This is a genomic window from Arthrobacter sp. K41, from assembly GCF_059089645.1.
This window is the reverse complement of the sequence record NZ_JBNHEW010000004.1, coordinates 95,753-120,179: the sequence shown is the minus strand read 5'-3', so window position 1 is coordinate 120,179 and position 24,427 is coordinate 95,753. Positions and strand designations below refer to the sequence as shown.

Genomic DNA, 24,427 nt, shown 5'->3' with positions numbered 1-24,427 from the left:
CCCCCAGGCGCCCCGCCCATAATGCCCCGGTGCTGGTCATTGGGCTGGGCCGCTTTGGTTCCTCCACGGCTGAGCAGCTCGTGAAGCAGGGCCGCGAAGTGCTCGCCATCGAACGGGACCGGACCCTTGTGCAGAAGTGGGCGCCGCTCCTTACGCACGTGGTGGAGGCCGACGCCACCAACATCGATGCCCTCCGCCAGCTCGGTGCTCAGGAGTTCAGCTCCGCCGTCGTAGGCGTCGGCACGTCCATCGAATCCTCGGTGCTCATTACGGTGAACCTGGTGGATCTTGGCATCGAACACCTCTGGGTGAAGGCCATCACGCCTTCCCACGGCAAAATCCTCACCCGCATCGGCGCGAACCACGTGATCTACCCGGAAGCCGACGCCGGCGTCCGCGCAGCACACCTGGTGTCCGGGCGCATGCTGGACTTTATCGAGTTCGACGACGACTTCGCCATCGTGAAAATGTACCCGCCGCGCGAGACCGTCGGGTTTACCCTGGACGAGTCCAAGGTCCGGTCCAAATACGGGGTGACGATTGTGGGCGTCAAGTCCCCCGGCGAGGACTTCACGTATGCCAGGCCCGAAACCAAGGTGTCCTCCCGGGACATGTTGATTGTCTCCGGCCACGTGGACCTGCTCGAGCGGTTTGCCGCCCGCCCCTAGCCGAGCTGTTTGGTGATCTCCGCGGCGCGGTCAGCCGCCGCGCGGGCACCGGCGGCGATGATGGACGGGATGCCCCGCTCGTCGAAGGTGGCGATGGCCCGTTCCGTGGTGCCGTTGGGGCTGGTCACTGCTTTGCGCAGCGCCGAGGGGTCCGCGCCCGGCTCGGCCAGCATGAATCCGGCGCCCGCCACCGTTTCCCGGGCCAGGAGCAGGGAGAGCTCCGCGTCCAGGCCCAGTTCCTCCCCTGCTGCGGCCATGGCCTCGGCAAGATAGAACGCGTAGGCCGGTCCCGAGCCGCTGATGGCCGACAGCGCGTCCACCTGTTCCTCGGGAACTTCGACGACGGTCCCCGCGCCCTGCAGGATGCCCTTGACCTTTTGGAGCTGCCCGGGAGTGCAGTTGGAGCCCGGCGAGACAGAGACAACACCGCGTCCCAGCTTGGCAGGAGTGTTGGGCATGGTGCGGATGACGGGCTGCCCGGCCGGAAGCGCCGCTTCCAGCTGGGCTATGGACACGGCCGCGGCAACGCTGACCACCACGGCGTCCGGCGCAAGGGCGCCGCTGATTTCCCGCGCCAGGTCCGTAATGCCGGCCGGCTTCACGCCCAGAATCACGACGGCGGACCCCTTGGCGGCCTGCTTGTTGTTGTCCGGTTCCTCCTCGCCTGCGATCGCGGTGACGCCGTGGTGGCGCTCCGCCAGCTCCGCGGCCCGCTCCGCGCGGCGGACGGTGGCCACGATGTCGGCCGGGTCCGTCCCGGCTTCCAGCAGACCGCTAAGGATGGCTTCGTTCATGGACCCACAGCCAAGAAAGGCGATTCGGTTGCTCATGGCTCCATCATTGCAGTTCACACCAGGCCGCGCCCAAACATATCCAGCAGCAAAATCCCCTAACCGGGAACTTCCGAAAAAGCGTTCACAGGTTGCTCACATGTTGGGCGCAGCTTCCTCACAAGTGCTGTCCCTAGAGTTGTTGTTACCTCATTGAGGGTGCGAGTGATGCGGCAGGCATGGGGATGCCTGCCAGGGCACCGGCGTACGTAACAGGTTTTCCCCCATTTTCCTGTCGCGGCCGCCGGTGCTTCCGCCTTTAAGCGCCGGTTCCGTCTTGCGGCTTTGTTAGACCGTTGCGCCGATGGCCGCGGGGGCGACGTGCGGCGCAGGCTCCAGCGGCCCGGAGAACACCAGCTGGTCGAGGCGGCGAAGGATCAAGCCCTCGCGGAGTGCCCACGGGCAGATCCTGATTTTCTTGAACTTAAAGAGCTCCAGGGCCGCCTCCGCCACCAGCGCTCCGGCAAGCAACTGGTGTGCCCGGGCTTCTGAAACGCCCGGCAGGTGGAGCCGGTCTTCCGCGCTCATGGCCGAGATGCGCTGCGCCCAGACCCCTAGATCGGACCCGTACAGCTCGCGCTTGACGTAGGGGCCGGCAGTGCTGGGGGCCGCGCCCGCGATCCGGGCGAGGGACCGGAAGGTTTTCGAGGTCCCTGCTACCAGGTTGGCCCGGCCCAGCCCATCGAATTCGCGGACAGCGGGCTTGAGCGTGGCTTGAATGTAGCGCCGCAGCTCTTTGACGCTCTTCGCCGAGGGCGGGTCCTCGGTCAGCCAGTCCCGGGTGAGCCGGCTGGCACCGAGAGGCACAGACGTGGCAACCTCCGGCAGTTCGTCCTGGCCGAAGGCCATCTCGAAAGAGCCGCCGCCGATATCCAGGTTCAGGATGGGGCCGGCGCCCCAGCCGTGCCAGCGCCGGACGGCGAAGAAGGTCATGGACGCTTCCTCGCTGCCCGTGAGTTCCTGCAGTGTGACAGTCGTTTCGTGCTTGACCCGGGCCAGGACTTCGGGGCCGTTGGTGGCCTCGCGGATGGCGGAGGTACAAAAGGCCAGAAGGTCCTCGGCCTTGTGCCGGGCCGCGAATTCCCACGCCTCAAGCACGAACTCCGTGAGCTCATGCTGCCCGGCATCGCTGATGCTGCCGTCCGCCTCCAGATACTGGACCAGGGAGAGCGGACGCTTGTGCGACGCGAACGGCACTGGCCGCGCGCCGGGGTGGGCATCCACCAGTAGGAGGTGGACAGTGTTGGACCCGATATCGAGGACGCCTAGCCGCATGCTGCCATTATTCCCCGGTCCGGCGGTTCCGGCCCAACCGGCACGTCATGTCTGGCGACTCAGGGGAAGTGTCAGTTTTCGGCCGGGCCCGAGGGGTCGCCGTCGGGGAGCTCGTCGGCACGCTTGAAATCGCGCTTGATGTTGGCAATGCCTTCGGGGTTGATCTCGAAACCGTAGGCGGCGCCCGGGTTGATGACCATGCCGAGTTCTTCGCCGATGTTGGCGATGATGGCAGCGCCCTGGGTGCCGAGGACGTTCGGCGCTGCGTCCAGGTACTGCTGGTCAACGCGGCTCGGGTGCGAGAAGACAGCCAGGACGGGATCGCCGTCGGCATTGGCAAGGACCAGCGGCTCCACCTGGGAATCCTCGCCCTCGATGCCGTCCGAGCTGACGATGTAGACCTCGCTGTTCAGGAAGGACAGGATGACGTCCACGGGGCTGGCATCAGGCTGTCCGCCCTGGGCGAGCTTCTCCTCAAGGTCGTTCAGCGGCTGGGGATCGATGTGCGCAGGCTGTTCGGTCATACACCTACATGATCACGCGGCGGACCACGGCGCAATTCCCCTCACCACCCGCCGGGCCACCCTACTTCTTCGCCGTGGCCTTCTTCTTGGCAGGAGCCTTGCGCGTGGCGGTGCGCTTGACCGGCCCCTTGGCACGCTTCTCCGCAAGGAGCTCCACAGCCTGTTCACGCGTCAGTTCCTCCAGGGCGGTGGCCCGCGGAACGGTGATGTTGGTGATGCCGTCGGTGATGTACGGGCCGAAGCGGCCTTCCTTCACCACGATGTTCTTTTCCGACACCGGGTCCGGGCCGAACTCCGCAAGTGGAGGCACGGCCGCCCGTGCACCGCGCTGCTTGGGCTGGGAGTAGATCTCCAGTGCCTGCTCCAGGGTGATGGTGAAGATTTCCTCCTCGGACCCGATGGACCGGGAGTCCGTCCCCTTCTTCAGGTACGGACCAAACCGGCCGTTCTGCACGGTGATGAGGTTGCCTTCGGCGTCCTCGCCCAGCGCACGCGGAAGGCTCATCAGCTGCAGTGCCTCATCAAGGGTCACGGAGTCCACCGTCATGGACTTGAACAGCGAACCGGTCCGCGGCTTGGCCTTGACCGGCTTCTTGGGCGGTTTGGGCTTGCCGTTTTTGTAGTACTCCACCGGCTGGTTGGCGATCTGTTCCTCCGTCATCTCGGGGATGACTTCGGTGACGTAGGCGCCGTAGCGGCCGTTCTTGGCAACGACGGTGTGTCCCGTATGGGGGTCGGTGCCCAGCACGCGTTCCTCGGGAGCGGCGGTCTCCATCAACTCGATGGCCTTGGCGGCAGTAAGTTCGTCCGGGGCGAGGTCTTCCGGGACGTTCGCCCGGGGCGACTCCACGATCTCCCCGGTCTTCGGGTCCACGGTGGCGGCGGAGCTCTCAAGGTACGGGCCGAACTTGCCCACCCTGAGCGTGATTTCGTCCGTGATGGGAATGGAGTTGATCTCCCGCGCGTCGATTTCACCGAGGTTGTTGACGATGCTCAGCAGGCCCGGGTCCGTGTCCTCGCCGAAGTAGAAGTGCCGCAGCCAGGAAGCACCCGCAGCCTGGCCGTTGGCGATCTTGTCCAGGTCGCCTTCCATGTCCGCGGTGAACTCGTAGTCCACGTAGTCGCTGAAGTGCTGCTCCAGCAGCCGGATGACCGAGAAGGCGATCCAGCTCGGGACCAACGCGGAGCCCTGTTTCCGGACGTAGCCGCGGTCCTGGATGGTGGAGATGGTGGACGCGTACGTGGACGGGCGTCCGATGCCCTTCTTTTCCAGTTCCGCCGTCAGCGAGGCTTCGGTGTAACGCGGCGGCGGTGAGGTTTCGTGGCCAACTGCGATGATGTCCGAGGCCTTGAGCGCATCGCCCTTCGTGACGTTGGGGAGGCGGCGGGCTTCATCCGAGTCGTCGTCGCCGCGGGTCTCGTCCTTGCCTTCCTCGTAAGCGGCGAGGAAGCCGGGGAAAGTGATCACGGTGCCGGACGCGGAGAACTCGGCGTCCCGCCCGTCGGAGGCCACCGCACCAAGGCGGATGGTCGCCGTCGAACCCTTGGCGTCAGCCATCTGGGACGCGACGGTCCGCTTCCAGATCAACTCGTAAAGCCGGAATTCGTCGCCGGAGAGCTGCTTGGCCACCTGCGCGGGGGTCCGGAAGGAGTCACCCGCGGGACGGATGGCCTCGTGGGCTTCCTGGGCGTTTGCTGCCTTGTTGGAGTAGACGCGGGGAGATCCCGGGATGTACTCGGGGCCGTACAGTTCGGAAGCCTGCCGCCGGGCAGCAGTCACGGCCTCGTCACTGAGCGCGGAGGAGTCCGTACGCATATAGGTGATGTAGCCGTTTTCGTACAGGCGCTGGGCGATCTGCATGGTGCTCTTGGAGGAAAAGCGCAGCTTACGGCCGGCTTCCTGCTGCAGGGTGGAGGTGGTGAACGGCGCAGCCGGCCGGCGGGTGTACGGCTTGGTGTCAACGGAACGGACGCGGAACTCTGCGTCCTGCAGCCCGGCCGCCAGGGACGTTGCGAGCTCCTCGTTAAGGTGGGCAACGTTCTTTGACGTCAGCACGCCGTCGTCGTTGAAGTCACGGCCAGAGGCCACTTTTGCGCCGTCAACGCTGGCAAGCTTCGCTTTGAAGGAGCCGGCGTCTGCGCCGAACTGGCCGGTGAGGTCCCAGTAGGAGGCGGCTTTGAAGGCCATCCGCTCACGTTCGCGGTCCACCACCATACGGGTGACCACGGACTGCACGCGGCCGGCGGAAAGCCCGCGCGCCACCTTGCGCCACAGCACCGGGGAGATCTCGTAGCCGTACAGGCGGTCCAGGACACGGCGGGTCTCCTGGGCGTCCACCAACGCCGAATCGACATCGCGCAGGTTGCCCATGGCACGCTGGATGGCTTCCTTGGTGATTTCGCCGAACGTCATCCGGTATACCGGTACCTTGGGCTTGAGCACTTCCAGCAGGTGCCACGCGATGGCTTCGCCCTCGCGGTCCCCATCGGTTGCGAGATAAAGTTCGTCGGCGTCCTTGAGCGCAGCTTTGAGCTCGGTCACCTTTTTCTTTTTGTCAGGGGACACCACGTAGTAGGGCTTGAAGTCGTGGTCAATGTCGACGGCGAACTTGCCAACCGAGGTTTTCTTCAGTTCGGCAGGGAGTTCGGACGGCTGCGGCAGGTCGCGGATGTGACCGATGGAGGCCTCTACGATGAAGCCCTCGCCCAGGTACTTGGCGATGGTCTTGCTCTTGGCCGGAGACTCCACAATCACGAGTTTCTTGCCGGTTTTGGCCTTGCTTGGCACGGTGCTCCTACAGAAAAAGGTTGCTCGGGCAGATGCGCCCATACTGGCCTAGTTCACCATATTTTGAAGAATTGTGCGCATTCATGTGGAAAACAAGGGGGTTACCCGGAAGGCCCTCCGCGCCTTAATCCCCGGCCGGAATCAGGAATCCATCGCGAACCAGATTGGCTACGTCGGCGAGCAAACCACGCCGGAAGGAGCCGGCGTCGAACCCTTCCTCCCCCACCTCGCCGCCGCCCAGCAGCGCCTCCAGCGCACCGGCTATCTGCCCGGCGGACAGGTCGCCGTCGCAGGCCGAAACAAACCCGGCGAGTTCGGTGCTGAGAAGGTTCGTCCGGCGCAGGCCGGCGCCCTGCCGAAGCAGGATTACGCCGGGGTGCTCGGCGCCGGGCCGTTGGTGGCGTTCCTCGGTGACATCGTCCGCCACCAGCAGGTGCGCGTCGCTGACGCTGTTGGCAGCCAGCCAGTCCTGGCGGTTCAGCGCCGCACCCAAGTGGGGCCCGATCGGCTGCTCAATGGGGTAGGTGATCTCCTCAAACCGGTTGAAAGCGGCCTGCGCCGGGTCAAGGGGGCGCCGGAGCAGCACCATCCCGAAACCGATCCCCGCCACGTTGCGTGACTCGAAGTCTTCGAGGTAGGCGGCGTAGGCCTCCTTGTAGTGTTGCCGGTCCCGGCCCTCGGACGCGTCACGCAGCCAGGTCTCGGCGTACTCCTCCGGGCCCACCGTCTCGCGCTGGATGAACCAGGCGTCCGTCCCGGCGGGCACCCAGCCTTGAGGGCGCTCCTGCCAGGCGGCGCCGGCCTGCACTTCCCAGTTTCCAAGCATTTGCGCCGTTCCGCCGGGAGCGAGCACAGCCGGCAGCCCGGCCACGAGGGCTGCCACAATCTCATCACCCGGAAGGCCGCCGTCGCGATAGGTAAACTGCTCTGACGCTTCCTCCCCCGCGCTCCGCGGTGTGATGACGAAGGGCGGGTTGGAGACCACCAGGCCGAATTCCTCGCCCGCCACGGGCTCCAGGAGCGAACCCAGGCGCAGGCTCACCCGGTCCTCCAGCCGGGCCGGATCCACGGACAGCGCCACGGCGTTTAGCAGGATGTTAAACCTGGTAAAGGCCAGGGCGCGTTCAGAAATGTCGGTAGCTGTGACGTGCCCGCAATGGTGCAGCAGGTGGAAGGCCTGGATGCCGCATCCCGTCCCCAGGTCCAGTGCCCGCTCGGTGTGCTGCCGGAATGTGGTCTGCACCAGGGTGGTGGACGCCTGCCCGATGCCCAGAACGTGGTCATGGCGGAGAACGCCTTCCTGCTGGTGTGCCGCCAAGTCGCTGGCCACCCACAGTTCCGCCCCGCCGCTGCCGCCTGTGGTGTCATCCTCGGTGCCCTCCCAGCCGTAGGGCCGGAGGTCAGCCTTGGCTGCCAGGAGCGGACTGCCAGGAACGGGCTCCACCAGCCCCAGCTCCTGCAGGCCCTCGGCGCCAATGCCCGGCAGGGCGGCGTCGAGCGTTGCACTTGTCTGCGGCTCGGCGAGCAGCCAGAGACGGACGACGGCGGCGAGCGCCGCGTTGCCTTCGTCCTGCCGCACAGCCCGGTCGGCAGCCAGCAGGGCCGGAATGAGCTGGTCCCGGTTCAGCGCACCGTAGGCCGGTTCGCCGAGGAGCCCGGCCACACCGTCGAGCGTGTAACCCACCAGGCGCAGGTCAGCGGCAAGTGCGGCGAGCAGCTCCGGAAGGTCGCTGCGGGGAGCGTCGGGGGTGTTGCCGTCGGTGAACTCATATGGGGATTTAGGCACTGCCCAAGTTTAGTCCGGCACCGGGAGCTGGGAACCGGGGCTGGGGCCAAGGCGGTAGCGTGGAGGTATGCCTCCACTGCCTTCCAGCCTTCCGTGCGCCCGGAAGCAGCCCGCCCGCCCGCAGCGATCCCTGCTTACTGCCTGTGCGCCGGCGGGTATCGCTGCATTGGTGCTGGCGGGGTGCTCGCCCGTGGTCTCGATCGAAAACGCGGACGTTCCGCAGTGGCGCGCTACTGCACTGCCCACAGGTTCCGGCACCGTCATCGAAGATGCCGGCAAGATACTCAACCGGGACCGCATCGTTCAGGAGGCGGCCGACGTACCGGCCGGCCGGTATACCCTGACGGCCACCTGCGAGGGCGGGGGCAAGGCCTTCTTTGCGGTATCCCTGGACGGGGAAGCTGTGGTGGACGCCGGTGCGGCCTGCAACGGCAGCCGGGAAATCACCAAAATCACATTGCCGCAGTCGGGGAGGCTGGAAGTCAGCACCTCCAGCGTGGACTCCCCCTTGATCTACGCATACCAACTGGCGCCCGCAGAATAAGTCTGGTCCGCGGCGGCGTCCGGGCATACAGTCGGACTATGCCCAGAGTGCGGACGTGCTCCGTGCCTTTTCAGGGGCGGTCAGTCCGTGCGCGGCAGACGCGGAATCCGGCGGCCGCCGCCGTTCTCGGTGTTGTGCTGGCGGCCGGCCTGGCGCTGGGCGGCTGTGAATACACGTACGACGACGGCCGGAGCTGGAGCGGCGCGGCCGACGCGGGTGAAACGGTGGCCCCGGCGCCGGTGTTTACCCGGGATCCGCTGCAGCGCGAGCCCGTCAGTGAAGCCGAGCTTGGCGCCTGGGTGGCCCGAACCCTGCCGGAGACCGGGCATCCGGTGGTGCATGCCGGAGCCGGGCTCCTGGCGGCAGGCAAAGTCCGGACTGAAAACACAGCCGTGGTGGGAACCGGCACGTACGCACTCGCGCTGACCTGCCGAAGCCAGCGGCGGGTTACCTTCACGGTAAAGAGCGACTCGCTGACGCTGGTGGAGCTGGGGCTGCGGTGCGGGGTGAACCGCGAGAACGTCATTTATCTTTCCGCGGAGACAGCTTTGAGCATCACGGTGGAGTCCAGGACGGGCGCCAATTACGCCTACCGCCTCCGGCGCCTGTGACGCATGTCTGTGCGATGCCCGTTCGTTTTCCGTGGGGTAAGTCCCGGGGACGCGGCTGGTGGTCCCTAAGCGGAGCAGCCTTCCGGGCACCGCAGGGTTTCCGGGCTGGAAGCGCAGTCGGCACAATACAGGGTGAGGGTGCGGCAACTGGGGTTGGAGCAGTTCTCGAATTTGCTGGTGGGCGCCGCGCAGCGGGTGCATTGCCCGATGGTCTTGGCGTCCTCGCTGAACTCGAGGTGCATGCGCTTATCGAACACGTACAGCGAGCCTTCCCACAGGCCCTGGTCCTTGAAGATTTCGCCGTACCGGACAATGCCGCCGTCCAGCTGGTACACCTCCTTAAACCCGCGGTTAACCATCAGGCTGGAAAGCACCTCGCAGCGGATGCCGCCGGTGCAGTAGGTAACCACGGGCTTGTCTTTGAGGGAGTCGTACTTGCCGGATTCGAGCTCCTTGATGAAGTCGTGGGTCGTGGCGACATCCGGGACCACTGCGTCCTTGAACCGGCCGATCTGGGCTTCGAAGGCGTTCCTGCCGTCAAAGAAAACCACCTCTTCGCCGTCCTGCTTTTTCGCATCGACCAGTTCGTGCAGTTCTTCGGGCTTAAGGTGCACGCCGCCGCCCACTACGCCGTTGGCGTCCACCTGGAGTTCACCTGGCGCGCCGAACGAGACAATCTCATCCCGCACCTTAACGCTGAGCCGGGGAAAGTCCTCCGCACCGCCGTCGGACCATTTAACGTCGATGCCATGGAAACCCTTGTATTCCCGGGTGGTCTTGACGTACTGCTTGACGGCGCCGATCACGCCGCCCACCGTGGCGTTAATGCCGTCCTTGGAAATGATGATCCGCCCGGTAAGTCCCAGCTTCTCGCAGAGGGCGCGCTGCCAGAGCCGCACAGCGTCCGGATCAGCGATGGGGGTAAAGCCGTAAAAAAGCACAATTCGGTTCAAAGCCACGTATTTAAGGGTACCGGCTGCGATTCCGGCAGCCCGCCTGCCCGTATTTCACGGACGGCAGTGAACCGTCACTGCGTCCGTTGTGACGGCGCATCACAATTGCATAAGCACCGGGCCTCCCGCCCTGCCTACCCCTGTTGCTTGTGACTGCGCTGGAATAGTCTCATCCCATGAGCCCGGAAACCATGGTTAATGACATCACTGGCCTTCTCGAAGTATGGGTCGCCGGCTGGGCAGGCTGCCGCGGCTACCGGACGTCCGCCGAAGGCCGCTTCCCCGCCGCGCTACGGGCCGACACCACCGGCGAGTGGGAGTTGTTCGCATCCGAGCCTACGGATGCGGAGTTTGCAGCCCTGGCTGCAAAGACTGCGGAAGTGCCGGCGAGGGGTCTGACCATCCTGAGCAACGACCTCGCCCGCTATTCGGTCCTTGCCCTGCAGCATGGTTTGAACGTCACCTCCGACTCCCAGGCCATGATGATTGTGGACATGGAAACCCAGGATGCCGAGGATCCCTGGCTGTCCGACGATGACCTGGCCCTGACAACGTCGATGCAGGACGGCGTGCATTACGCTGTTGTCCGTTCCGGGGAGACCCTTGCAGCCAGCGGCCGCGTTTTTGTGGTGGGCGATACCGCAGTGTTCGACAAAATCATTACCGAACCGGCCTTCCAGCGGCGTGGTCTGGGAAGCTTCATCATGCGCGCACTGGCGGCGCAGGCATTCGAACATGATGTCCAAACAGGTCTGCTGCTGGCTTCCCTCGACGGCCAGAAGTTGTATTCCCACCTTGGCTGGACCACCGTCTCGCGCGTGCTGATGCTCTCGTCATCCCGCGACGGGGCCGATCTCTCGCTGAGTTAACCCCGGCCCCAGGCCCGCCTCGCCGGTTACACCGACGGCGAACCGGGCCTGCCGGTAAGCCCCGGGGTGAAACAATATTGGGGTGAACCCCCACGACTCGCTGATACCCCTGCTGGGCCGCGGCCCGGACCCGGAGCAGCTGCGTCATGTCCGGACCATCCCCGCCCGGAAAGCCATCCACGGGCAGTGGCCGGAGTGGGTTCACCCGGATCTGGTGGCCGCCTACGGGTTGCTGGGTGTCCACAAGCCCTACCGCCACCAGGTGGAAGCGGCGGACATTGCCCACGGCGGAGAGCATGTTGTCGTTGCTACCGGAACCGCTTCCGGAAAGTCTCTCGCCTATCAGATGCCGGCGCTGGATGCCATCCACCGCTCCGAACTGCGCGTTCTTGCCGACCCGGGAAAGATCCACGACGACGGCGCGGTGGCCCTTTACCTGTCCCCCACCAAGGCACTCGCAGCTGACCAGTTGAACGCAATCAGGGCGTTGAAGCTGCCCACCGTCCGGGCGGAAACCTACGACGGCGACACCGACCCGGCTTCCCGGCGGTGGATCCGCGACCACGCGAACCTCATCCTGGCCAATCCTGACATGCTGCACTTTGGCATACTTCCGAACCACGCCTGGTGGGCTGGGTTTTTCCGCCGCCTCCGCTATGTCATCGTTGACGAGGCCCACAGCTACCGCGGCGTTTTCGGCTCGCACGTAGCCAACCTGATGCGCCGGCTGCGGCGGATCTGCGCGTACTACGGAGCAGGGTCAGCCTTTCCCGAACCTGTCTTCATCGCAGCCTCCGCGACGGCTTCGGACCCTGATGTTTCCTTCTCCCGGCTTATCGGGGCACCCGTCAAGGCGGTCTCGGAGGACGGCTCACCGCACGGCGCCACCACGGTTGCCTTTTGGGAACCTGCCTTGACCGAGGTGAAGGGCGAGAACGGCGCTAAGGAGCGGCGCACCGCTGTTGCTGAAACTGCGGACCTGCTCGCCAACCTGGTGTCAGCGCAGATCCGCACCATAGCCTTCATCAAATCCCGGCGCGGAGCCGAGACGATCTCGTCCATCACCAAACGCCTGCTGGACGAGGTGGATCCCAGCCTGCCGCAGCGTGTGGCTGCCTACCGTTCCGGATACCTTCCTGAAGAACGCCGGGCTGTGGAGAAAGCGCTCCGTTCCGGTCGGCTCCTGGGTGTTTCAAGCACCTCCGCTTTGGAGTTGGGCATCGACATTTCCGGGCTGGACGCTGTTCTGGTGGCCGGCTGGCCAGGGACCAGAGCCTCGCTGTTCCAGCAGATCGGGCGGGCAGGCAGGGCAGGACAGGACGCGATCGCGGCCTTTGTGGCAAGTGACGATCCACTGGATACCTTCCTGGTGAACCACCCGGAGGCAATCTTCGACGTCTCGGTTGAAGCGACTGTCTTCGATCCGTCGAACCCATACGTGCTGGGACCGCACCTGTGCGCGGCCGCGGCCGAACTTCCGCTCGGTGCCGGCGAGCTTGACCTGTTCGGAAGCACCGCCGAGAGGCTCCTGGACCGCCTGGTAGCTCAGGGATATCTTCGCCACCGGCCTGCGGGCTGGTTCTGGACCCATTCCCAGAGCGCCGCGGCAATGGTAAACCTGCGGGCTGACGGCGGCGGCCCGGTGAGCATTGTCGACGCTGATACTGGCTCCCTCCTCGGAACGATGGACTCTCCGCAGACCCATTACCAGGCGCACACCGGTGCGGTCTACATCCACCAGGGCGACAGCTACGTGGTGGAGGACCTCAACGAGGACGACCATTGTGTAGTAGTCCGTCGCGCCAACCCGGACTACTACACCACGGCACGGGACGTGACGCAGATTGAGGTGCTGGAAACCCAGCGCACGGCCAGATGGGGCGACGTTTCACTGCACTTCGGCGACGTTAAAGTCACCACGCAGGTGGTCTCCTTTCAAAGAAAGGCCCTGATTTCCAACGAGATCCTCGGTGAGGAACCGCTTGACCTCGGCGCCCGGGAACTCTTCACCAAGGCAGTGTGGTTCCTGGTGGACAACCGTTCCCTCACCGCGGCCGGACTGATTGAAGCCCAGTTCCCGGGTGCACTGCACGCCGCAGAACACGCAGCCATCGGTCTCCTTCCCCTGGTGGCGTCCAGTGACCGCTGGGACATCGGCGGGGTATCAACTGCCCTGCATGCCGACACCGGAGTGCCCACCATCTTCGTGTATGACGGGCACCCCGGCGGGGCCGGTTTTGCCGAACGCGGATTCGACAAGGCGCAGACATGGCTTGCCGCTACACGGGACGCCATCAAGGCCTGCGAATGCGAATCCGGCTGTCCTTCCTGTGTTCAGTCGCCCAAGTGTGGGAACAAAAACAACCCCCTGGACAAAGCAGCCGCGGTCACCCTGCTCGATGTTCTGCTGAAGAACGCCGCCGATGCCAGCGAAGTCAGCGTGGACGCCGGGCGCTGATCCGGAGCCCAGCCCGAGGAAGGTTCCCGTGCTTCAGCCCGGGCGGCCTCCGGAAGGACCGTCCGTTAGGGGGGAGGTCCTGCCCGGGCACGGGCGCTTGCTGCACCCAGGATGGAGCTGGCCGAAAGCTCAGTCATGACTTCGAGGGTGCTTCCCTCTCCCTCCGAGCAGCTGCGAAGGGCGGCCGCATGCCGGGCAGCGACCTCCGCAGCCACCGCGCAAGGGTCCCCGTCCGTGATGCCGCGCAAGGCGTCAGCCCCGGCGAGGGCAGCAAGATCAGCCGCCGCAGCCGCCCTGCTGGCCATCACGGCTGACTGGGCCAAAAGCAGCAACAGCACTATGGCCATCATGATGACAAAAGCCAGTCCCGCGGCCAGGACACTTCCGGATCCGCGTTCCCGGCTGTCCGTGCCCTGGCCTGCACCCGCCGTCAACTTGCTGCTGCCGTTTCGCTGCGCGTTGAAGCGCGGGCGGTAAGGGTCCAGGGAACAGAGGCCCCTAGTGGGCCGCCTACCCGGTCTGTGACCGTCACGCTGAGCCACTCACCCTCTGTTGCAACTACCGCCGAGGCTGACGCTCCTGAGAGGGTCCGGACAACCTTCTGCACAGTGGCGGAATCATCACCACGCGCCAGTGCCCGGGCGCCGGCCCGCGCTCCCTCTTCCAGCCGCAGTTGGGTAATACCGGCCGCCGCACCCGCGAGGAGCATGGCAAGCAGCAGCAGGACGGCTGGCAGTGTTACAGCGAACTCTGCGGTGACCGCACCGCGGGACGCTGCGGGCTTGCTGCTGCGGCTGCGGCTGCGGCTGCAGCTGCTGGTGCTGTGGCCGTTGCAGCTGCTGGTGCTGTGGCTGTTGCAGCGATCTGCCAACCGCAGGAGGCCGCCACTGGGGCAACGGTCTACCGCCGCGCGACCAGCAGCCGCTCCGGCCTGCAGCGCCGGAGCCGTCCGGCTGCCCGGACCTGGGGGCAGCCAACGTTGCAGCAGGTCCGGGACGCCGGTCATGGCAAGGCCAGCGCCGTGCGGATCAGGTTCAGCAGGAACCCCCGCACTTCCTCGCTGCGAAGGATGAAGACCAGCAGCCCGGCAAAGCCGACAGCCGCGAGAGTGGTGATGGCGTATTCAGCGGTGGCCATCCCCGCTTCCGACCCCAGCAACCGGCGGGCGCCCAAACGATGACCGGCGGCAGCTGCTCCGGGGTAGAGCTCGACGACGTTTGCCGGCAATGGAGGGGTGACGGCCTGTCGGGAGTAAAGGGGCCCGCCGCCGCTGAAGCGCCGTTTAGTGTTTGATCGGGCTGCTGCGAGCGCTGCAGTTCCGGTGGCGAAGTGGCGGTCCTGGTTGATGGACATGTGGTGTTTCCTTTCGGTTGGCCGGCAGGGTTGCCGGCTGCTTCGACTCTTCCGCGGCGCGCTCGAAGCGATAAGGCCCGCGCTTGTGTAAGTGGAAAAGCCATCTGGGTTCCCCTCTGTGGAGGGAAAGAGCGGACCATGCCAGTACGGCCGGAGCCGTCCCTCCGGCTGTCTGGCTTGATCTGCCGGGCATGCTGTTCCGGTTACTGGCCGGACGGGACCAGGGCGTCATTGGCCGGAAGGCACCGCGGTGTTACTGGCCCGAAGGCCTCGCGGTATTACTGACCGGACGGCACCAGGGCGAGCAGAACGGGTACAACGCCCAGGCAGATGAAGGCCGGCAGCGAACACAGCCCCAGCGGGACCACCAGCTTCACGCCCAGCGAGGCCGCCCGCTTCTCCGCGGCACGAAACCTTTCCCGGCGGAGCCTCGCGGCCTGGGCGTACAGAATTGCGGACGACGGGGCCCCGGTCAGTGCCGCAAACCCCAATGCATCCCGCAGCTCCAGAATCTCGGGAAGCCGGACAGCCGAGCTGCGCCAGGCAGTCTCCCAGTCGGCACCGATCGCGAGCGCCGAAACAACCGGCCGGAGGGAGTCGCTGTAGTGTGCGGAAGCAGAGGCCGTCACCAGTTCGAGTGAGCGCCCTATGCCAGAGCCTGCATCCAGCATCGCCGCCACCAGTTCGAGCATCATGGCGGTGTCCTTCAGGCCATCGGGACCGGCCCGGTTCCGGGTCCGCCCGTCCGCCTCCCGTGAACCGGTGTCCCGGCCAGAGGCCCCCCGCGGCTCCAGGTTGAGCAGCCGCTTCCGTGCCCTGCCTCCGTGGGGACTCAGGAGACCAGCCACAGCGGCCAGGGTAAGAAAAAGCGCGGCTGCCAGAACAAGAGGACCCGTCACGGCAATCCCCCGCCGGCCGCAGCGGCAACCAGCCTGGCGGACCACACCCTACCCGCAACGGTCAGCGCCACGCCGGCCGCGAGCGCTGCGAGCCCCAGCGGAGTGCCCAGCAATATCGCCAGCGGGTCCACGCCGAGGGCGATTCCAAGGCCCAGTCCCATGAGCGGAAGCCAGGTCAACAAAGTGACCGTGGCCTTGGGCCCGGCCAAGGCGGTTTGCCGGGCAGCATCGGCGTCGTCCTCGACCTCAAGCTGCGCCGCGAACCTGGTGAGCACGTCGGCCAGGGGACAACCGCTTGCTTCTGCGATGTCGAAACACGCTGCCAGTTCCGACCAGATGCGGAACTCCCTGTTGGGCCGCGGGAAGACTGCCGGCAAAGAGCGGCGGATGGCCTCCGATACCGGGGTCCCCGCCCCGGCAGCTGCCCGGGCTGCTGCCAGCATTACAACCGACCCGGTGGTTAAGCCGCGGGCGGGCACCCCTGCCGCTTGTACCGCCCCCGGCGCCGGCACCTGGTCTTGCCCCGAGCCAGGTCCGAGCCTGGCCGGGCCGTGCGATCCGGGCCGTGCAGCGCCATAGACAAACCACAGCTCGTCCCAAAGCCGGGCGGGGGTGCGCCCTCCCTTGAGCAGTGCAGCCAATTGCTGAACCACGACCGTCATGGGTACCCCGGCAGCGGATGTTGCCGCTTTCCCGACTCCAGCCCTGACCTGCCGGATCCGCCCCGGCCAGCCAACATCAGGCGCTGTATGCGCAGGACCACCAGTTGCGCGGCGAAACCTCGATGCCGCGCCCTGCGGCGGGCAAAGAACCAATACCACCGCCAGCACCAGGACGCCGGCAAGAACAACCGTCACAGCTGCTCCCCCGGATCGAGTCCAAGCCGGCAGGCGAGAGCCGGCCATCCCTGGCCGGGAACGGAAACCGCTGCATGGATTTCCAGCGCCGGTAGGACACGCAGGCCGCCGGGGCCGTCGTCAATCAGGCCAATGCAGGACACTTGCCTGCCCCGGCTGGTCCTCTCGACATGAATCACCACATCAAGGGCACTGGCTGCCTGAAGACGCACCCCGTCCGGGCTCAACCCTGCCAGCGCACCAAGCGCTGTCAGGCGGGCCGGAACCGCGGTGGCAGTGTTCGCATGGATGGTTCCGCCCCCGCCGCTGTGGCCGGTGTTCATCGCAGTAAGCAGTTCCCGCACCTCGGCCCCCCGGCATTCCCCGACCACCAGCCGGTCCGGCCTCATGCGCAGGGCCTGCCGGACAAGCTCACCCAAGCCCACCTCCCCGCCGCCCTCAAGATTCCCGTGGCGGGACTCAAGGGAAACCACGTGAGGATGGACGGGGTTCAGCTCGGAGGCATCTTCTATGAGGACCAGCCGCTCCTCCCGGGCACAAAGCCCCAGCAAGGTGGACAGCAGGGTGGTCTTGCCGGATCCCGTGGCGCCACTGATCAGGAAACTGAGCCGATGCTCCAGTACTTTCTCCAGGACTTCCTTGACGAACGGCCCGAACAGTCCCGCGGCCTGCAGTTCCTCCATGGTGAACACCCGCTCCCGGCGGATCCTGACGCTGAGCAGGGTGCCCCCAGTGGACACCGGCGGCAGGACGGCGTGGACGCGGTAACCTCCCGGCAACCGCACGTCCATGCAGGGCGAGCCGTCATCCAGGCGCCTCCCTCCCGCAGCGACCAGCCTGCAGGCAAGCGCCCGCAGCTGCGCCTCGTCAGTGAAAACAACAGGGACACGTTCAATGCCACGGCCACGATCCACCCAAACGGATTCCGGTGCGTTGACGAAAATATCGGTCACTGACGGATCCCGCGTAAGTTGCTGCAGAGGCCCCAACCCGTTTAGCTCGGCGCTGATCCGCTCCACCGCCGCGAGTGAACCGGCCGTGCCCAGCAGCTTGCCAGTGGCCTGTACCGCCGCTGCCACCCGCGAAGGAGTCACCACCCCGGCGTCCGCCATCATAGACTCCCGGACCGATTCCAGCAGCCCGGAATCAACCGGAAGGCGGCCCTCCCGCCGCAAATCACGGCCTTGGGCCTCGATGTTCCGGGCCCGCCGCCGCAGTCCGTCCGCGGCTCCCGCTCCATGCGGGGACGGCTGCTGCTTCATCCGAGTTCCTCTGCCGCCAAGTCGTCCCCGAGGGCATCGAGCACCGATGCAGCAAAACGCCGGACGCACCGCCGCCTGCCCAGGTCCAGGAGCCGGCCGGATTCCATTGCCGCACTGACACCACGGAGCTCCGGCACCCGTCCCTGCACGGGAAGCCCGATGGCCTCGGAAAGAAGTGATCCGTCCAGCGCCGCACCAGGCCTGCCACGGACCAAAAGTGTGGACTCAATCGGCGGAAACTCCTGCATCAGACGCACCGCTGCGACGGCGGCCTTCAGCTGGGCGGGAACCACCATCATGATGCGGTCGCAGTCCCAGGCATAGGTCTGCAGCGGCCCCGTTCCCCTGCCGATGTCGACAACAACCAGCTCGTAGCCGCGGCGTGCGGCGTCAAGGACTCCGGCGGTGGTGGCGGCCGCCACGGGAGGGGGCTGTTCCCGGCTGGCCGGCCAGGACAGGAACGAGAACCCTCCGGCAACCGGAAGCGAATCCGACAGCTGGCCGGGATCGATGCTGCCGCGGGCTTCAGAAAGATCAGGCCAGCGCAGCCCGGGGCTCTCTTCCGCTGCAATAGCCAGTTCCAGTCCGCCGCCCCACGGGTCGCCGTCAACCAGCAGTACGCGCGCTCCCATCCCGGCGGCCGCCTGGGCCACCCAAACGGCGGCAGTGGTGGCTCCGGCGCCGCCGCACCCGCCGGTTACCCCGAGGACCATGCCGCCGGGACCGGGCGACCGGGACCGGCTCAGGTGATCGGCGAGCCATGCGGCGGCATCCGGCAGTACCGCCACCCGCTCCGCTCCCAGTGCTGCCGCCAGGTGCCATAAGCTGTCCCCTTCACCGTCCAGGCCCACCAGGACGGCTGGTGCGCGCCGGCGTGGCGGGAGCTCCCGGATGTCGCTGCCCACCGGAACTGCCGCAGCCCCGTCCCAGTACCTGCCGCCCTCGAGGGCATCGGCCACCACACGAAGGTGGGCACCGGCCGCGGCGACGATACGCTCCACTTCGGCCCGCAACAAGGCCGACGAGGTAACCAGCAGTACCTCTTCCGCGCCGTCCGGCAGCCAGGCCGCGCCGCTCCCTCCTTGACTCCCGGGCCGGGCCGGACCAGTCTGCGGGAGCTCAACAGGAAGCCGCCGGAACGGGGGCCCGGACCGGCCGGGATCAGAATCGGATGGGGTCAGCTGGTGCCTGCTCATGGAACCACTGTCCCCGGACGGGCGGCCGGCGGATAAGGAAGGCAGGCCGTATGTGCACAACCCGGTTTAGACAGCAGCCTTGCGCAGGAAGAGTAATCAGGACCTCACCACTCCAAAGACAAGGCAGAATTGGAACATGTATCTCCTGCTGGCCGCCCACCCCCAGGGCGCGGTTCTGCAGGAACTCACCCAAACGGGCCACCCCCATCCATCCAACCCCGAACCCCGCCCCGTTCCCGCACGGGAACTTCCCGCCGTCGTCAAGGACCTGGAACGCCGGCCGCAGGGCGGGCAGCATCCCCGCTGGATCTGGCACCGGACACAGGACTGGTACCCGGCGCTGCTGGCGGCCGGGGCGGAACTGGACCGCTGCCACGACCTGAGCCTGTGCGGCAACATCCTGGCACACTCACAGTTCACCGCCCACACCGAATACGCGGCAAACGCGGACCAGGTCACCCTCGACGATCCGCAACAACCGCCCCGGGCCCTGCAGCCGCCTCCGCCGCCACCGGAACAGGACGCCCTTTTCGAAAATCCTGACACCGACGCCGGGCCCCGGCATACCCTCGGGGACCTCCGGGAAGAATACGTCGCCCAGCAGGCCGCCCTCGCTTCCGTCAGCGGCGAGGAGAACCGGCGAAACCGGCTTCAGCTTCTCCTGGCCGCCGAATCTGCCAGCGCCATGATTGCCGCTGAGATGCAGCACGCCGGAGTGCCCTGGCGGGAGGACCTCCATGAGCAAATCCTGGCCGGTTACCTCGGCCCCCGTCCGCCCATGGGCCATCGCCCGGCAAAGCTCGAGGCCCTGAACCTTGAACTGCGCAACCTGTTGAATGCGCCAACCCTGAACCCCGATTCCCCGCAGGACCTGATGCGCGCCCTGCACCGGAACGGGATTGAGGTGAAAAGCACCCGGCAATGGGAGCTGAAAGAATCCACCCACCCCGCCATCGCCCCGCTGCTGGCCTACAAAAAGCTTTCGCGGCTGCACGCGGCCAACGGCTGGGCATGGCTGGATGCGTGGGTGTCCGGCGGCCGGTTCCGCCCCGAGTACGTGGTGGGCGGCGTGGTTTCAGGCCGCTGGGCGTCCAGGGGCGGCGGCGCCCTGCAGATACCGCGCCAGATCCGCGGCGCCGTCCACGCCGACCCCGGCTGCAAGCTCATCGTCGCGGACGCATCACAGCTTGAGCCGCGTGTCCTGGTGGCGCTGGCCAAGGACTCAACCATGGCCGAGGCCGCGAGGGACCAGGACCTCTACGCGGGCATCGCCGCCAAAGGGTTCGGCGGCGATCGGGCAAAAGCGAAGATGGCGCTGCTGGGGGCAATGTACGGAGCCACTTCCGGTGATGCCGGACGCCTCATGCCCCAGCTCGCCAGGATCTATCCCCGCGCCGTTGATTTTGTGGAACAGGCCGCCCGCGCCGGTGAATCCGGCGGAACCGTCACCACCAGGCTGGGCCGCAGCAGCCCGCCGCCGTCGGAACGGTGGTTCCAGAGCCAGCGGTCGTCGTCGGCGGAGGAGCAGCGGCGCGCGGATTCGCTTGCCCGTTCCAGGGGGCGCTTCACGCGGAACTTCGTGGTCCAGGGCTCCGCGGCGGACTGGGCTGCGTGCTGGCTCGCGGAATTACGACGCCGGTTGCGCACCGTCGGCGGGGAAGGGCCGGTCAGGGCGGAGCTGGTCTTCTTCCTCCACGACGAAGTGATGGTCCACGCGCCTGAGCACCTGGCGGGTGCGTGTATCAAGGCAATCGAGGACGCCGCCAGCGCGGCCAAGAACCTCCTGTTCGGACCTGTTCCCGTGGAATTTCCAGTCAGTGTGGCGGTAGTGGATTCCTACGACCACGCAAAGTAGAACCACGCCCGGAATACGCAAAACCAGGCCCCGCCGAGCAGCATGTCGAGGGAAGTAATCTACCCGGCAGTAGCTCGCGGGGGCGCGGTGACGCGGGTTACAGTCTCTTGGTGACTGAAACAGATCGGTCCGAAGGTTGATGCAACGAAGCACACCAAGGGGAGGTCCGGCTTATGGCGGGCAGGTTTGAAATTCATCGGGTAGGGGACGAGTCGTACCGGCTTCGGCTGACGGACGGGGAAGGCAACATCGTTGCCGTTTCACCAAACTTCAAGTCCCTCAACACAGTGTTGGAGGGCATCAACGCCATGCGCGAAAATGCGGCCACGGGAGTAGTAGTGGATCTGCGCAAACAGCAGGCCTGACACCGGCCGAGGCGGAAGGACGCACGGCGATACCGGCAACCGGACGGATCCCCCGGTCCGTGAACGTCACACACCCATCGGATGGACCCGGCTACTGTCCCACGGCACGGCCCAGCCCAACTGTTCAAAGAGGCCGTTCAGGACAATTCCGGTAAACCCCCACACCACCACACCGTTGACGGTGAAAGCGGGGCTGTCGAAAGTACGCCCGGCCCGGTGGACGGTGGCCATAACCCTGTTGTCCGGATCCAGCAGGTCCCGCACGGGCACCCGGAACACCTGGGCGGACTCGGCGTAGTCCACCACATGGACAGGCGAGGGCGACCGCCACCACCCCAGCACCGGGGTGACAAGGAAGTTGCTGTGGGCGAGGCCGAGCTCCTGCAGGGTTCCAAGGACTTCAACACCGTCCGAGTCGAGGCCAGTTTCCTCTTCCGCCTCGCGCAAGGCTGCCTGAACCGGTGTTTCCAGGGCGTCAATGCTGCCGCCCGGAAACGCCACCTGTCCGGGATGGGACCCCAGGGTGTGGGCCCGCTCCAGGAGCAGGACGTCAAGGTCTGCCGGTGCCAGCGGTTTCCCGGAAACGGCCGGAACGTCATCCAGGGCACCAAAAAGCATCAGGACCGCAGCCCTGCGTGCCAGTTGCGGATCAACGGTGAGCGCGGCCCAGAGGGGGTCAGGGGAGTCAGCAGAACCGGCGGCCGCCCTGCGGGCCAGGGCGATCAGGTCGTCACGGGCGCTCAAGGTGCCCTCTTTTGAGATTCCATCCTGATTTCGGCGGCCCTGTCCGTTTCGGCCAGCAGTTGTGACAACAGGGCTTCGTTGCCGGGCGCGAGTTCGTATTTGAGCAGCTTCGCCGCCTTGGCGGGATCCGTTTCGCCCAGGCCGTAGCTGGGGCACCAGTTCGCCACGGGGCAGGCGCCGCAGGCAGGTTTCCGGGAATGGCACACCCGGCGCCCGTGGAATACCACCCGGTGCGACAGCATGGTCCAGTCCCGCTTGTCGAAAAGCTCGGCGACGTCGTACTCGATCTGGACCGGGTCCTCGGACCGGGTCCAGCCAAACCGGCGGGCAAGGCGGCCAAAGTGGGTGTCCACCGTGATGCCGGGGATCCCGAAGGCGTTGCCCAGCACCACGTTGGCCGTCTTCCGCCCCACGCCCGGTAACGTCACCAGATCCTCCAGCCGCCCGGGCACCACGCCGTTGTACTCGTCCACCACACGGGTGCACAACGCCAGGAGGTTCCGTGTCTTGGCCCGAAAAAAGCCCGTGGGCTTGATGATCTCTTCGATCGTGGCCGGGTCCGCTTCCGCCATGGACCTTGCGTCCGGAAACCGGGCAAACAGCAGCGGAGTGATCTGGTTGACGGTGACGTCAGTGGTCTGTGCCGACAGGACAGAAGCCACCAACAGCTCGAACGGATTGCGGAAATCGAGCTCCGCGTGCGCGTAGGGGTACTTCTCGGCCAACGCCCTGTTGATGCGCCTTGCCCGCCGCTTCAGGCCAAGCATCGACTCCCCGGAGACTGCGGGCATGCCGCCAGCGGGGCCGGCGGGTGCTGCCGCTCCGCCGGCCTTTGGACCCCGGGGCGAGGCCATGTGTTAGCCGCGCTCGATATTGCTGAGATCGCGCAGCACGCCCAGCCGCCCGTCGGTGTGCTGGACCAGGAACTCATGCCCGCGATCTTCGAGCGCAAGCACCCAGCCACCGGGCTCGATAACAAAAGCGGGGGCTCCGGTGCGTGGGTCGAAGGCGGTACGGTGCTGCGCCACAGCAAACCAGAATGCCTCGTGGATGGGCTGTTCCTCCACTTGCTCCGGCCGGCTCGAGGGGTCCACCGTCGCCCCGATAGGCTCTTCGACGCGGACCTGCTGGTGCACCGCAGTGGCAGCGGGCGGCTCCCACGTGCCTTGAGCCGCGGCCGCAACCGAGGCCCCGCCGTCGTGGTTGGCGGCAGGCTGGTGGGCAGCAGGCCGGTGGGCGGCAGCGGCCCCTGCAGCAGGGATGTCTCCCAGCTGTGTCTCTTCGGCCGCCGGGGCAGCAGAGGGACGGACGACGTCGGCAGCCTGGGTTGCCGGCCCCGGGTCGCCTGCGGAGGCGAGGCTGGAGGCTCCGCTGGAAACCGGAGCGGTGCCCGTAGCCTGGGTGCCGGCTCCGGCGGTGTGAACCGCTGCTGTTGCGGGCGCATGGTGTGAGGTGCCGCTCTGCACTGCGGAAGAACCGGCGCCGGCACCGGTGAACAGTACTCCGCCTGAGGTCGCGTTGGCGGACGTGGCCACAGCCTTGCCGGAGTCTGCTTTGCCGGATTCAGTCTTGGGCGGTTTGGGCGCCCGCGGCTTCTGTGCAGGGACGGCAGCTTCGCGGGCCACCACATGGGCCGGGGCGTCGGCACGGTCCTGGAAGTCCGGGGAGATATACGGAAGGAACCGGCCCAGGACCGTTACAGCGAAAAGCACCACGGCGCCGATCAGGCCCACCAGAAGGCTGGGAACGTAGGCTCCGGCCACGGACAGGAAGAAGAAGGCAACGGCGAAGGACGCAACCACCGAGGCGAACTGGTCAATGGACAGCGAACCGATCCGGATCTTTGTGCCCGGGGCCAGCCGCCGCGCGGCGAAGAGTGCGCTCACTGCCAACGGCAGGACGATGCCCAGGCCCAGGAAGAAGAGGTTGTTCAGGTTCCACAGGTTGTACCGTCCGCCGAAGATGGGGAGCAGGGAAGCGACGAACAGGATGACGGTGGCGGCGAACACGGCCAGGTCGCGGACGGTGAACGGACCCAGCACCGTCTGGTGGGCCTTCGCGCCGCCCTTGACCACGGTTGAAGCCTGCCGGCTGGCGCCCGAAGCCGGACCGGCGCCGGTGGCGCTGGAGCCTGCCTCTGTGTCGGGGCCGGTTTTCTGGCCGAAACTCTGCTGGTTCATTCTGTTCTCCTTAGCGTGGCGGCACCGGGGCTCGTAACCCCGAAACCGTGCCGTCGTACAGCGGTTCCTGCCCGTCCCGGGCCCTTGCCTGGCCCGCCCGGAAAGGACAGTCCGCGGTGAAGTCACAATTCCATCTCAGCCTAGTCAACAGCCTGACTGATCACTAGCTGGGCGCGGCGCCGGACGGCTGCCGGAGGCCGGGCGCCCGTACCATTCATCGCTTAATAAATGCCGTTCGCGGGCTTAGCTGTGACACTGCACACATCGCTCGCCGGGCAAGCACTAGTCTTGATTCCGGAACAGCTCTTTGCGGAACTCCCTGACCAGCAGGTGCCCGGCGTCGTGCAGGCGGCGGAACCCGGCCCGACGGCGGATCTCCGCGCAGCAAAGATCGATGAATGATGAGGTTC

The 24,427-nt window shown here is 66.4% G+C and carries 24 protein-coding genes; 8 read left to right on the top strand and 16 right to left on the bottom strand.

Annotated features, from left to right (window positions below):
- The first annotated feature begins 29 nt into the window (after nucleotides 1-29).
- Complete coding sequence (locus AC5RTE_RS11170; protein ID WP_172801511.1) at nucleotides 30-668, top strand: potassium channel family protein; 639 nt, start codon at nucleotides 30-32, stop codon at nucleotides 666-668.
- Here the strand turns inward: AC5RTE_RS11170 and proC are convergent.
- The 5 genes from proC to AC5RTE_RS11145 form a co-directional block, all read right to left on the bottom strand.
- A complete protein-coding gene (proC, locus tag AC5RTE_RS11165; RefSeq protein WP_494041464.1) occupies nucleotides 665-1,498 on the bottom strand; it encodes a pyrroline-5-carboxylate reductase in 834 nt (277 codons plus the stop codon). The genes AC5RTE_RS11170 and proC overlap by 4 nt on opposite strands.
- Nucleotides 1,499-1,786: 288 nt before the next feature.
- Nucleotides 1,787-2,773: a Ppx/GppA phosphatase family protein gene (locus AC5RTE_RS11160; protein ID WP_494041463.1), complete on the bottom strand. Its 987-nt coding sequence runs from the start codon at nucleotides 2,771-2,773 to the stop codon at nucleotides 1,787-1,789.
- Between the two features lie 71 nt (nucleotides 2,774-2,844).
- Nucleotides 2,845-3,297 (bottom strand): SseB family protein, encoded by a 453-nt coding sequence (locus tag AC5RTE_RS11155; protein WP_494041462.1) that lies wholly within the window; start codon nucleotides 3,295-3,297, stop codon nucleotides 2,845-2,847.
- A 61-nt stretch (nucleotides 3,298-3,358) separates the two neighbouring features.
- Entirely contained in the window at nucleotides 3,359-6,085 is a 2,727-nt protein-coding gene (gene topA, locus AC5RTE_RS11150) for a type I DNA topoisomerase (RefSeq protein WP_494041461.1), read from the bottom strand.
- A gap of 124 nt (nucleotides 6,086-6,209) precedes the next feature.
- Complete coding sequence (locus AC5RTE_RS11145; protein ID WP_494041460.1) at nucleotides 6,210-7,871, bottom strand: DUF7059 domain-containing protein; 1,662 nt, start codon at nucleotides 7,869-7,871, stop codon at nucleotides 6,210-6,212.
- Nucleotides 7,872-7,938: 67 nt separating this feature from the next.
- Between AC5RTE_RS11145 and AC5RTE_RS11140 the strand changes: the two genes are divergently transcribed.
- Both AC5RTE_RS11140 and AC5RTE_RS11135 read left to right on the top strand, forming a co-directional pair.
- The gene (locus tag AC5RTE_RS11140; RefSeq protein WP_494041459.1) at nucleotides 7,939-8,415 is read left to right on the top strand and encodes a DUF6023 family protein; all 477 of its coding nucleotides are present in this window, start codon (nucleotides 7,939-7,941) and stop codon (nucleotides 8,413-8,415) included.
- A gap of 62 nt (nucleotides 8,416-8,477) precedes the next feature.
- On the top strand, nucleotides 8,478-9,026 hold the full coding sequence (locus AC5RTE_RS11135) for a DUF6023 family protein (protein WP_494041458.1): 549 nt from the start codon (nucleotides 8,478-8,480) through the stop codon (nucleotides 9,024-9,026).
- 65 nt (nucleotides 9,027-9,091) lie between these two features.
- Here the strand turns inward: AC5RTE_RS11135 and trhO are convergent, their stop codons facing one another.
- Nucleotides 9,092-9,985 (bottom strand): oxygen-dependent tRNA uridine(34) hydroxylase TrhO, encoded by an 894-nt coding sequence (gene trhO, locus AC5RTE_RS11130; protein WP_494041457.1) that lies wholly within the window; start codon nucleotides 9,983-9,985, stop codon nucleotides 9,092-9,094.
- 170 nt (nucleotides 9,986-10,155) lie between these two features.
- Here trhO and AC5RTE_RS11125 point away from each other — a divergent pair, with 170 nt between their 5' ends.
- Both AC5RTE_RS11125 and AC5RTE_RS11120 read left to right on the top strand, forming a co-directional pair.
- Nucleotides 10,156-10,848 carry a GNAT family N-acetyltransferase gene (locus AC5RTE_RS11125; RefSeq protein WP_494041456.1) on the top strand — a complete coding sequence of 231 codons (693 nt, stop codon included), beginning with the start codon at nucleotides 10,156-10,158 and terminating at the stop codon, nucleotides 10,846-10,848.
- A gap of 82 nt (nucleotides 10,849-10,930) precedes the next feature.
- Nucleotides 10,931-13,306: a DEAD/DEAH box helicase gene (locus tag AC5RTE_RS11120; protein ID WP_494041455.1), complete on the top strand. Its 2,376-nt coding sequence runs from the start codon at nucleotides 10,931-10,933 to the stop codon at nucleotides 13,304-13,306.
- Nucleotides 13,307-13,371: 65 nt separating this feature from the next.
- Here AC5RTE_RS11120 and AC5RTE_RS11115 read toward each other — a convergent pair whose 3' ends face one another.
- The 7 genes from AC5RTE_RS11115 to ssd form a co-directional block, all read right to left on the bottom strand.
- A complete protein-coding gene (locus AC5RTE_RS11115) occupies nucleotides 13,372-13,740 on the bottom strand; it encodes an Rv3654c family TadE-like protein (RefSeq protein WP_494041454.1) in 369 nt (122 codons plus the stop codon).
- Nucleotides 13,737-14,312 carry a TadE family type IV pilus minor pilin gene (locus AC5RTE_RS11110; protein ID WP_494041453.1) on the bottom strand — a complete coding sequence of 192 codons (576 nt, stop codon included), beginning with the start codon at nucleotides 14,310-14,312 and terminating at the stop codon, nucleotides 13,737-13,739. The genes AC5RTE_RS11115 and AC5RTE_RS11110 overlap by 4 nt, the downstream gene beginning before the upstream one ends.
- Complete coding sequence (locus AC5RTE_RS11105) at nucleotides 14,309-14,659, bottom strand: DUF4244 domain-containing protein (protein WP_494041452.1); 351 nt, start codon at nucleotides 14,657-14,659, stop codon at nucleotides 14,309-14,311. The genes AC5RTE_RS11110 and AC5RTE_RS11105 overlap by 4 nt, the downstream gene beginning before the upstream one ends.
- Before the next feature lie 278 nt (nucleotides 14,660-14,937).
- Nucleotides 14,938-15,558 carry a type II secretion system F family protein gene (locus tag AC5RTE_RS11100; protein ID WP_494041451.1) on the bottom strand — a complete coding sequence of 207 codons (621 nt, stop codon included), beginning with the start codon at nucleotides 15,556-15,558 and terminating at the stop codon, nucleotides 14,938-14,940.
- Nucleotides 15,555-16,415, bottom strand: coding sequence for a hypothetical protein (locus AC5RTE_RS11095; RefSeq protein ID WP_494041450.1), 861 nt, complete (start codon nucleotides 16,413-16,415; stop codon nucleotides 15,555-15,557). The genes AC5RTE_RS11100 and AC5RTE_RS11095 overlap by 4 nt, the downstream gene beginning before the upstream one ends.
- Nucleotides 16,412-17,677: a TadA family conjugal transfer-associated ATPase gene (locus tag AC5RTE_RS11090; RefSeq protein WP_494041449.1), complete on the bottom strand. Its 1,266-nt coding sequence runs from the start codon at nucleotides 17,675-17,677 to the stop codon at nucleotides 16,412-16,414. The genes AC5RTE_RS11095 and AC5RTE_RS11090 overlap by 4 nt, the downstream gene beginning before the upstream one ends.
- Nucleotides 17,674-18,873, bottom strand: a complete 1,200-nt coding sequence (ssd, locus tag AC5RTE_RS11085; protein ID WP_494041448.1) for a septum site-determining protein Ssd — start codon at nucleotides 18,871-18,873, stop codon at nucleotides 17,674-17,676. The genes AC5RTE_RS11090 and ssd overlap by 4 nt, the downstream gene beginning before the upstream one ends.
- A gap of 136 nt (nucleotides 18,874-19,009) precedes the next feature.
- Between ssd and AC5RTE_RS11080 the strand changes: the two genes are divergently transcribed.
- Complete coding sequence (locus AC5RTE_RS11080; RefSeq protein ID WP_494041447.1) at nucleotides 19,010-20,728, top strand: bifunctional 3'-5' exonuclease/DNA polymerase; 1,719 nt, start codon at nucleotides 19,010-19,012, stop codon at nucleotides 20,726-20,728.
- A gap of 173 nt (nucleotides 20,729-20,901) precedes the next feature.
- Nucleotides 20,902-21,093, top strand: a complete 192-nt coding sequence (locus AC5RTE_RS11075; protein ID WP_494041446.1) for a YegP family protein — start codon at nucleotides 20,902-20,904, stop codon at nucleotides 21,091-21,093.
- Nucleotides 21,094-21,159: 66 nt separating this feature from the next.
- Here the strand turns inward: AC5RTE_RS11075 and AC5RTE_RS11070 are convergent, their stop codons facing one another.
- The 3 genes from AC5RTE_RS11070 to AC5RTE_RS11060 form a co-directional block, all read right to left on the bottom strand.
- Nucleotides 21,160-21,837: an NUDIX hydrolase gene (locus tag AC5RTE_RS11070; RefSeq protein ID WP_494041445.1), complete on the bottom strand. Its 678-nt coding sequence runs from the start codon at nucleotides 21,835-21,837 to the stop codon at nucleotides 21,160-21,162.
- The gene (nth, locus tag AC5RTE_RS11065) at nucleotides 21,834-22,628 is read right to left on the bottom strand and encodes an endonuclease III (RefSeq protein WP_494041739.1); all 795 of its coding nucleotides are present in this window, start codon (nucleotides 22,626-22,628) and stop codon (nucleotides 21,834-21,836) included. The genes AC5RTE_RS11070 and nth overlap by 4 nt, the downstream gene beginning before the upstream one ends.
- 66 nt (nucleotides 22,629-22,694) lie before the next feature.
- A complete protein-coding gene (locus tag AC5RTE_RS11060) occupies nucleotides 22,695-24,017 on the bottom strand; it encodes a reticulon family protein (RefSeq protein ID WP_494041444.1) in 1,323 nt (440 codons plus the stop codon).
- A gap of 249 nt (nucleotides 24,018-24,266) precedes the next feature.
- On the opposite strand from AC5RTE_RS11060, the gene AC5RTE_RS11055 reads away from it, so the two are divergent.
- Nucleotides 24,267-24,419, top strand: a complete 153-nt coding sequence (locus AC5RTE_RS11055) for a hypothetical protein (protein WP_494041443.1) — start codon at nucleotides 24,267-24,269, stop codon at nucleotides 24,417-24,419.
- The last annotated feature ends 8 nt before the right edge of the window (nucleotides 24,420-24,427 follow it).

Excerpts from the sequence above, each read along its gene's own strand:
- proC (WP_494041464.1), bottom strand. The coding sequence starts at position 1,498 with ATGAGCAACCGAATCGCCTTTCTTGGCTGTGGGTCCATGAACGAAGCC.
- AC5RTE_RS11160 (WP_494041463.1), bottom strand. The coding sequence starts at position 2,773 with ATGCGGCTAGGCGTCCTCGATATCGGGTCCAACACTGTCCACCTCCTA.
- AC5RTE_RS11155 (WP_494041462.1), bottom strand. The coding sequence starts at position 3,297 with ATGACCGAACAGCCTGCGCACATCGATCCCCAGCCGCTGAACGACCTT.
- AC5RTE_RS11140 (WP_494041459.1), top strand. The coding sequence starts at position 7,939 with ATGCCTCCACTGCCTTCCAGCCTTCCGTGCGCCCGGAAGCAGCCCGCC.
- AC5RTE_RS11125 (WP_494041456.1), top strand. The coding sequence starts at position 10,156 with ATGAGCCCGGAAACCATGGTTAATGACATCACTGGCCTTCTCGAAGTA.
- AC5RTE_RS11110 (WP_494041453.1), bottom strand. The coding sequence starts at position 14,312 with ATGACCGGCGTCCCGGACCTGCTGCAACGTTGGCTGCCCCCAGGTCCG.
- AC5RTE_RS11105 (WP_494041452.1), bottom strand. The coding sequence starts at position 14,659 with ATGTCCATCAACCAGGACCGCCACTTCGCCACCGGAACTGCAGCGCTC.
- AC5RTE_RS11090 (WP_494041449.1), bottom strand. The coding sequence starts at position 17,677 with ATGAAGCAGCAGCCGTCCCCGCATGGAGCGGGAGCCGCGGACGGACTG.
- ssd (WP_494041448.1), bottom strand. The coding sequence starts at position 18,873 with ATGAGCAGGCACCAGCTGACCCCATCCGATTCTGATCCCGGCCGGTCC.
- AC5RTE_RS11080 (WP_494041447.1), top strand. The coding sequence starts at position 19,010 with ATGTATCTCCTGCTGGCCGCCCACCCCCAGGGCGCGGTTCTGCAGGAA.
- AC5RTE_RS11075 (WP_494041446.1), top strand. The coding sequence starts at position 20,902 with ATGGCGGGCAGGTTTGAAATTCATCGGGTAGGGGACGAGTCGTACCGG.
- nth (WP_494041739.1), bottom strand. The coding sequence starts at position 22,628 with ATGCCCGCAGTCTCCGGGGAGTCGATGCTTGGCCTGAAGCGGCGGGCA.
- AC5RTE_RS11060 (WP_494041444.1), bottom strand. The coding sequence starts at position 24,017 with ATGAACCAGCAGAGTTTCGGCCAGAAAACCGGCCCCGACACAGAGGCA.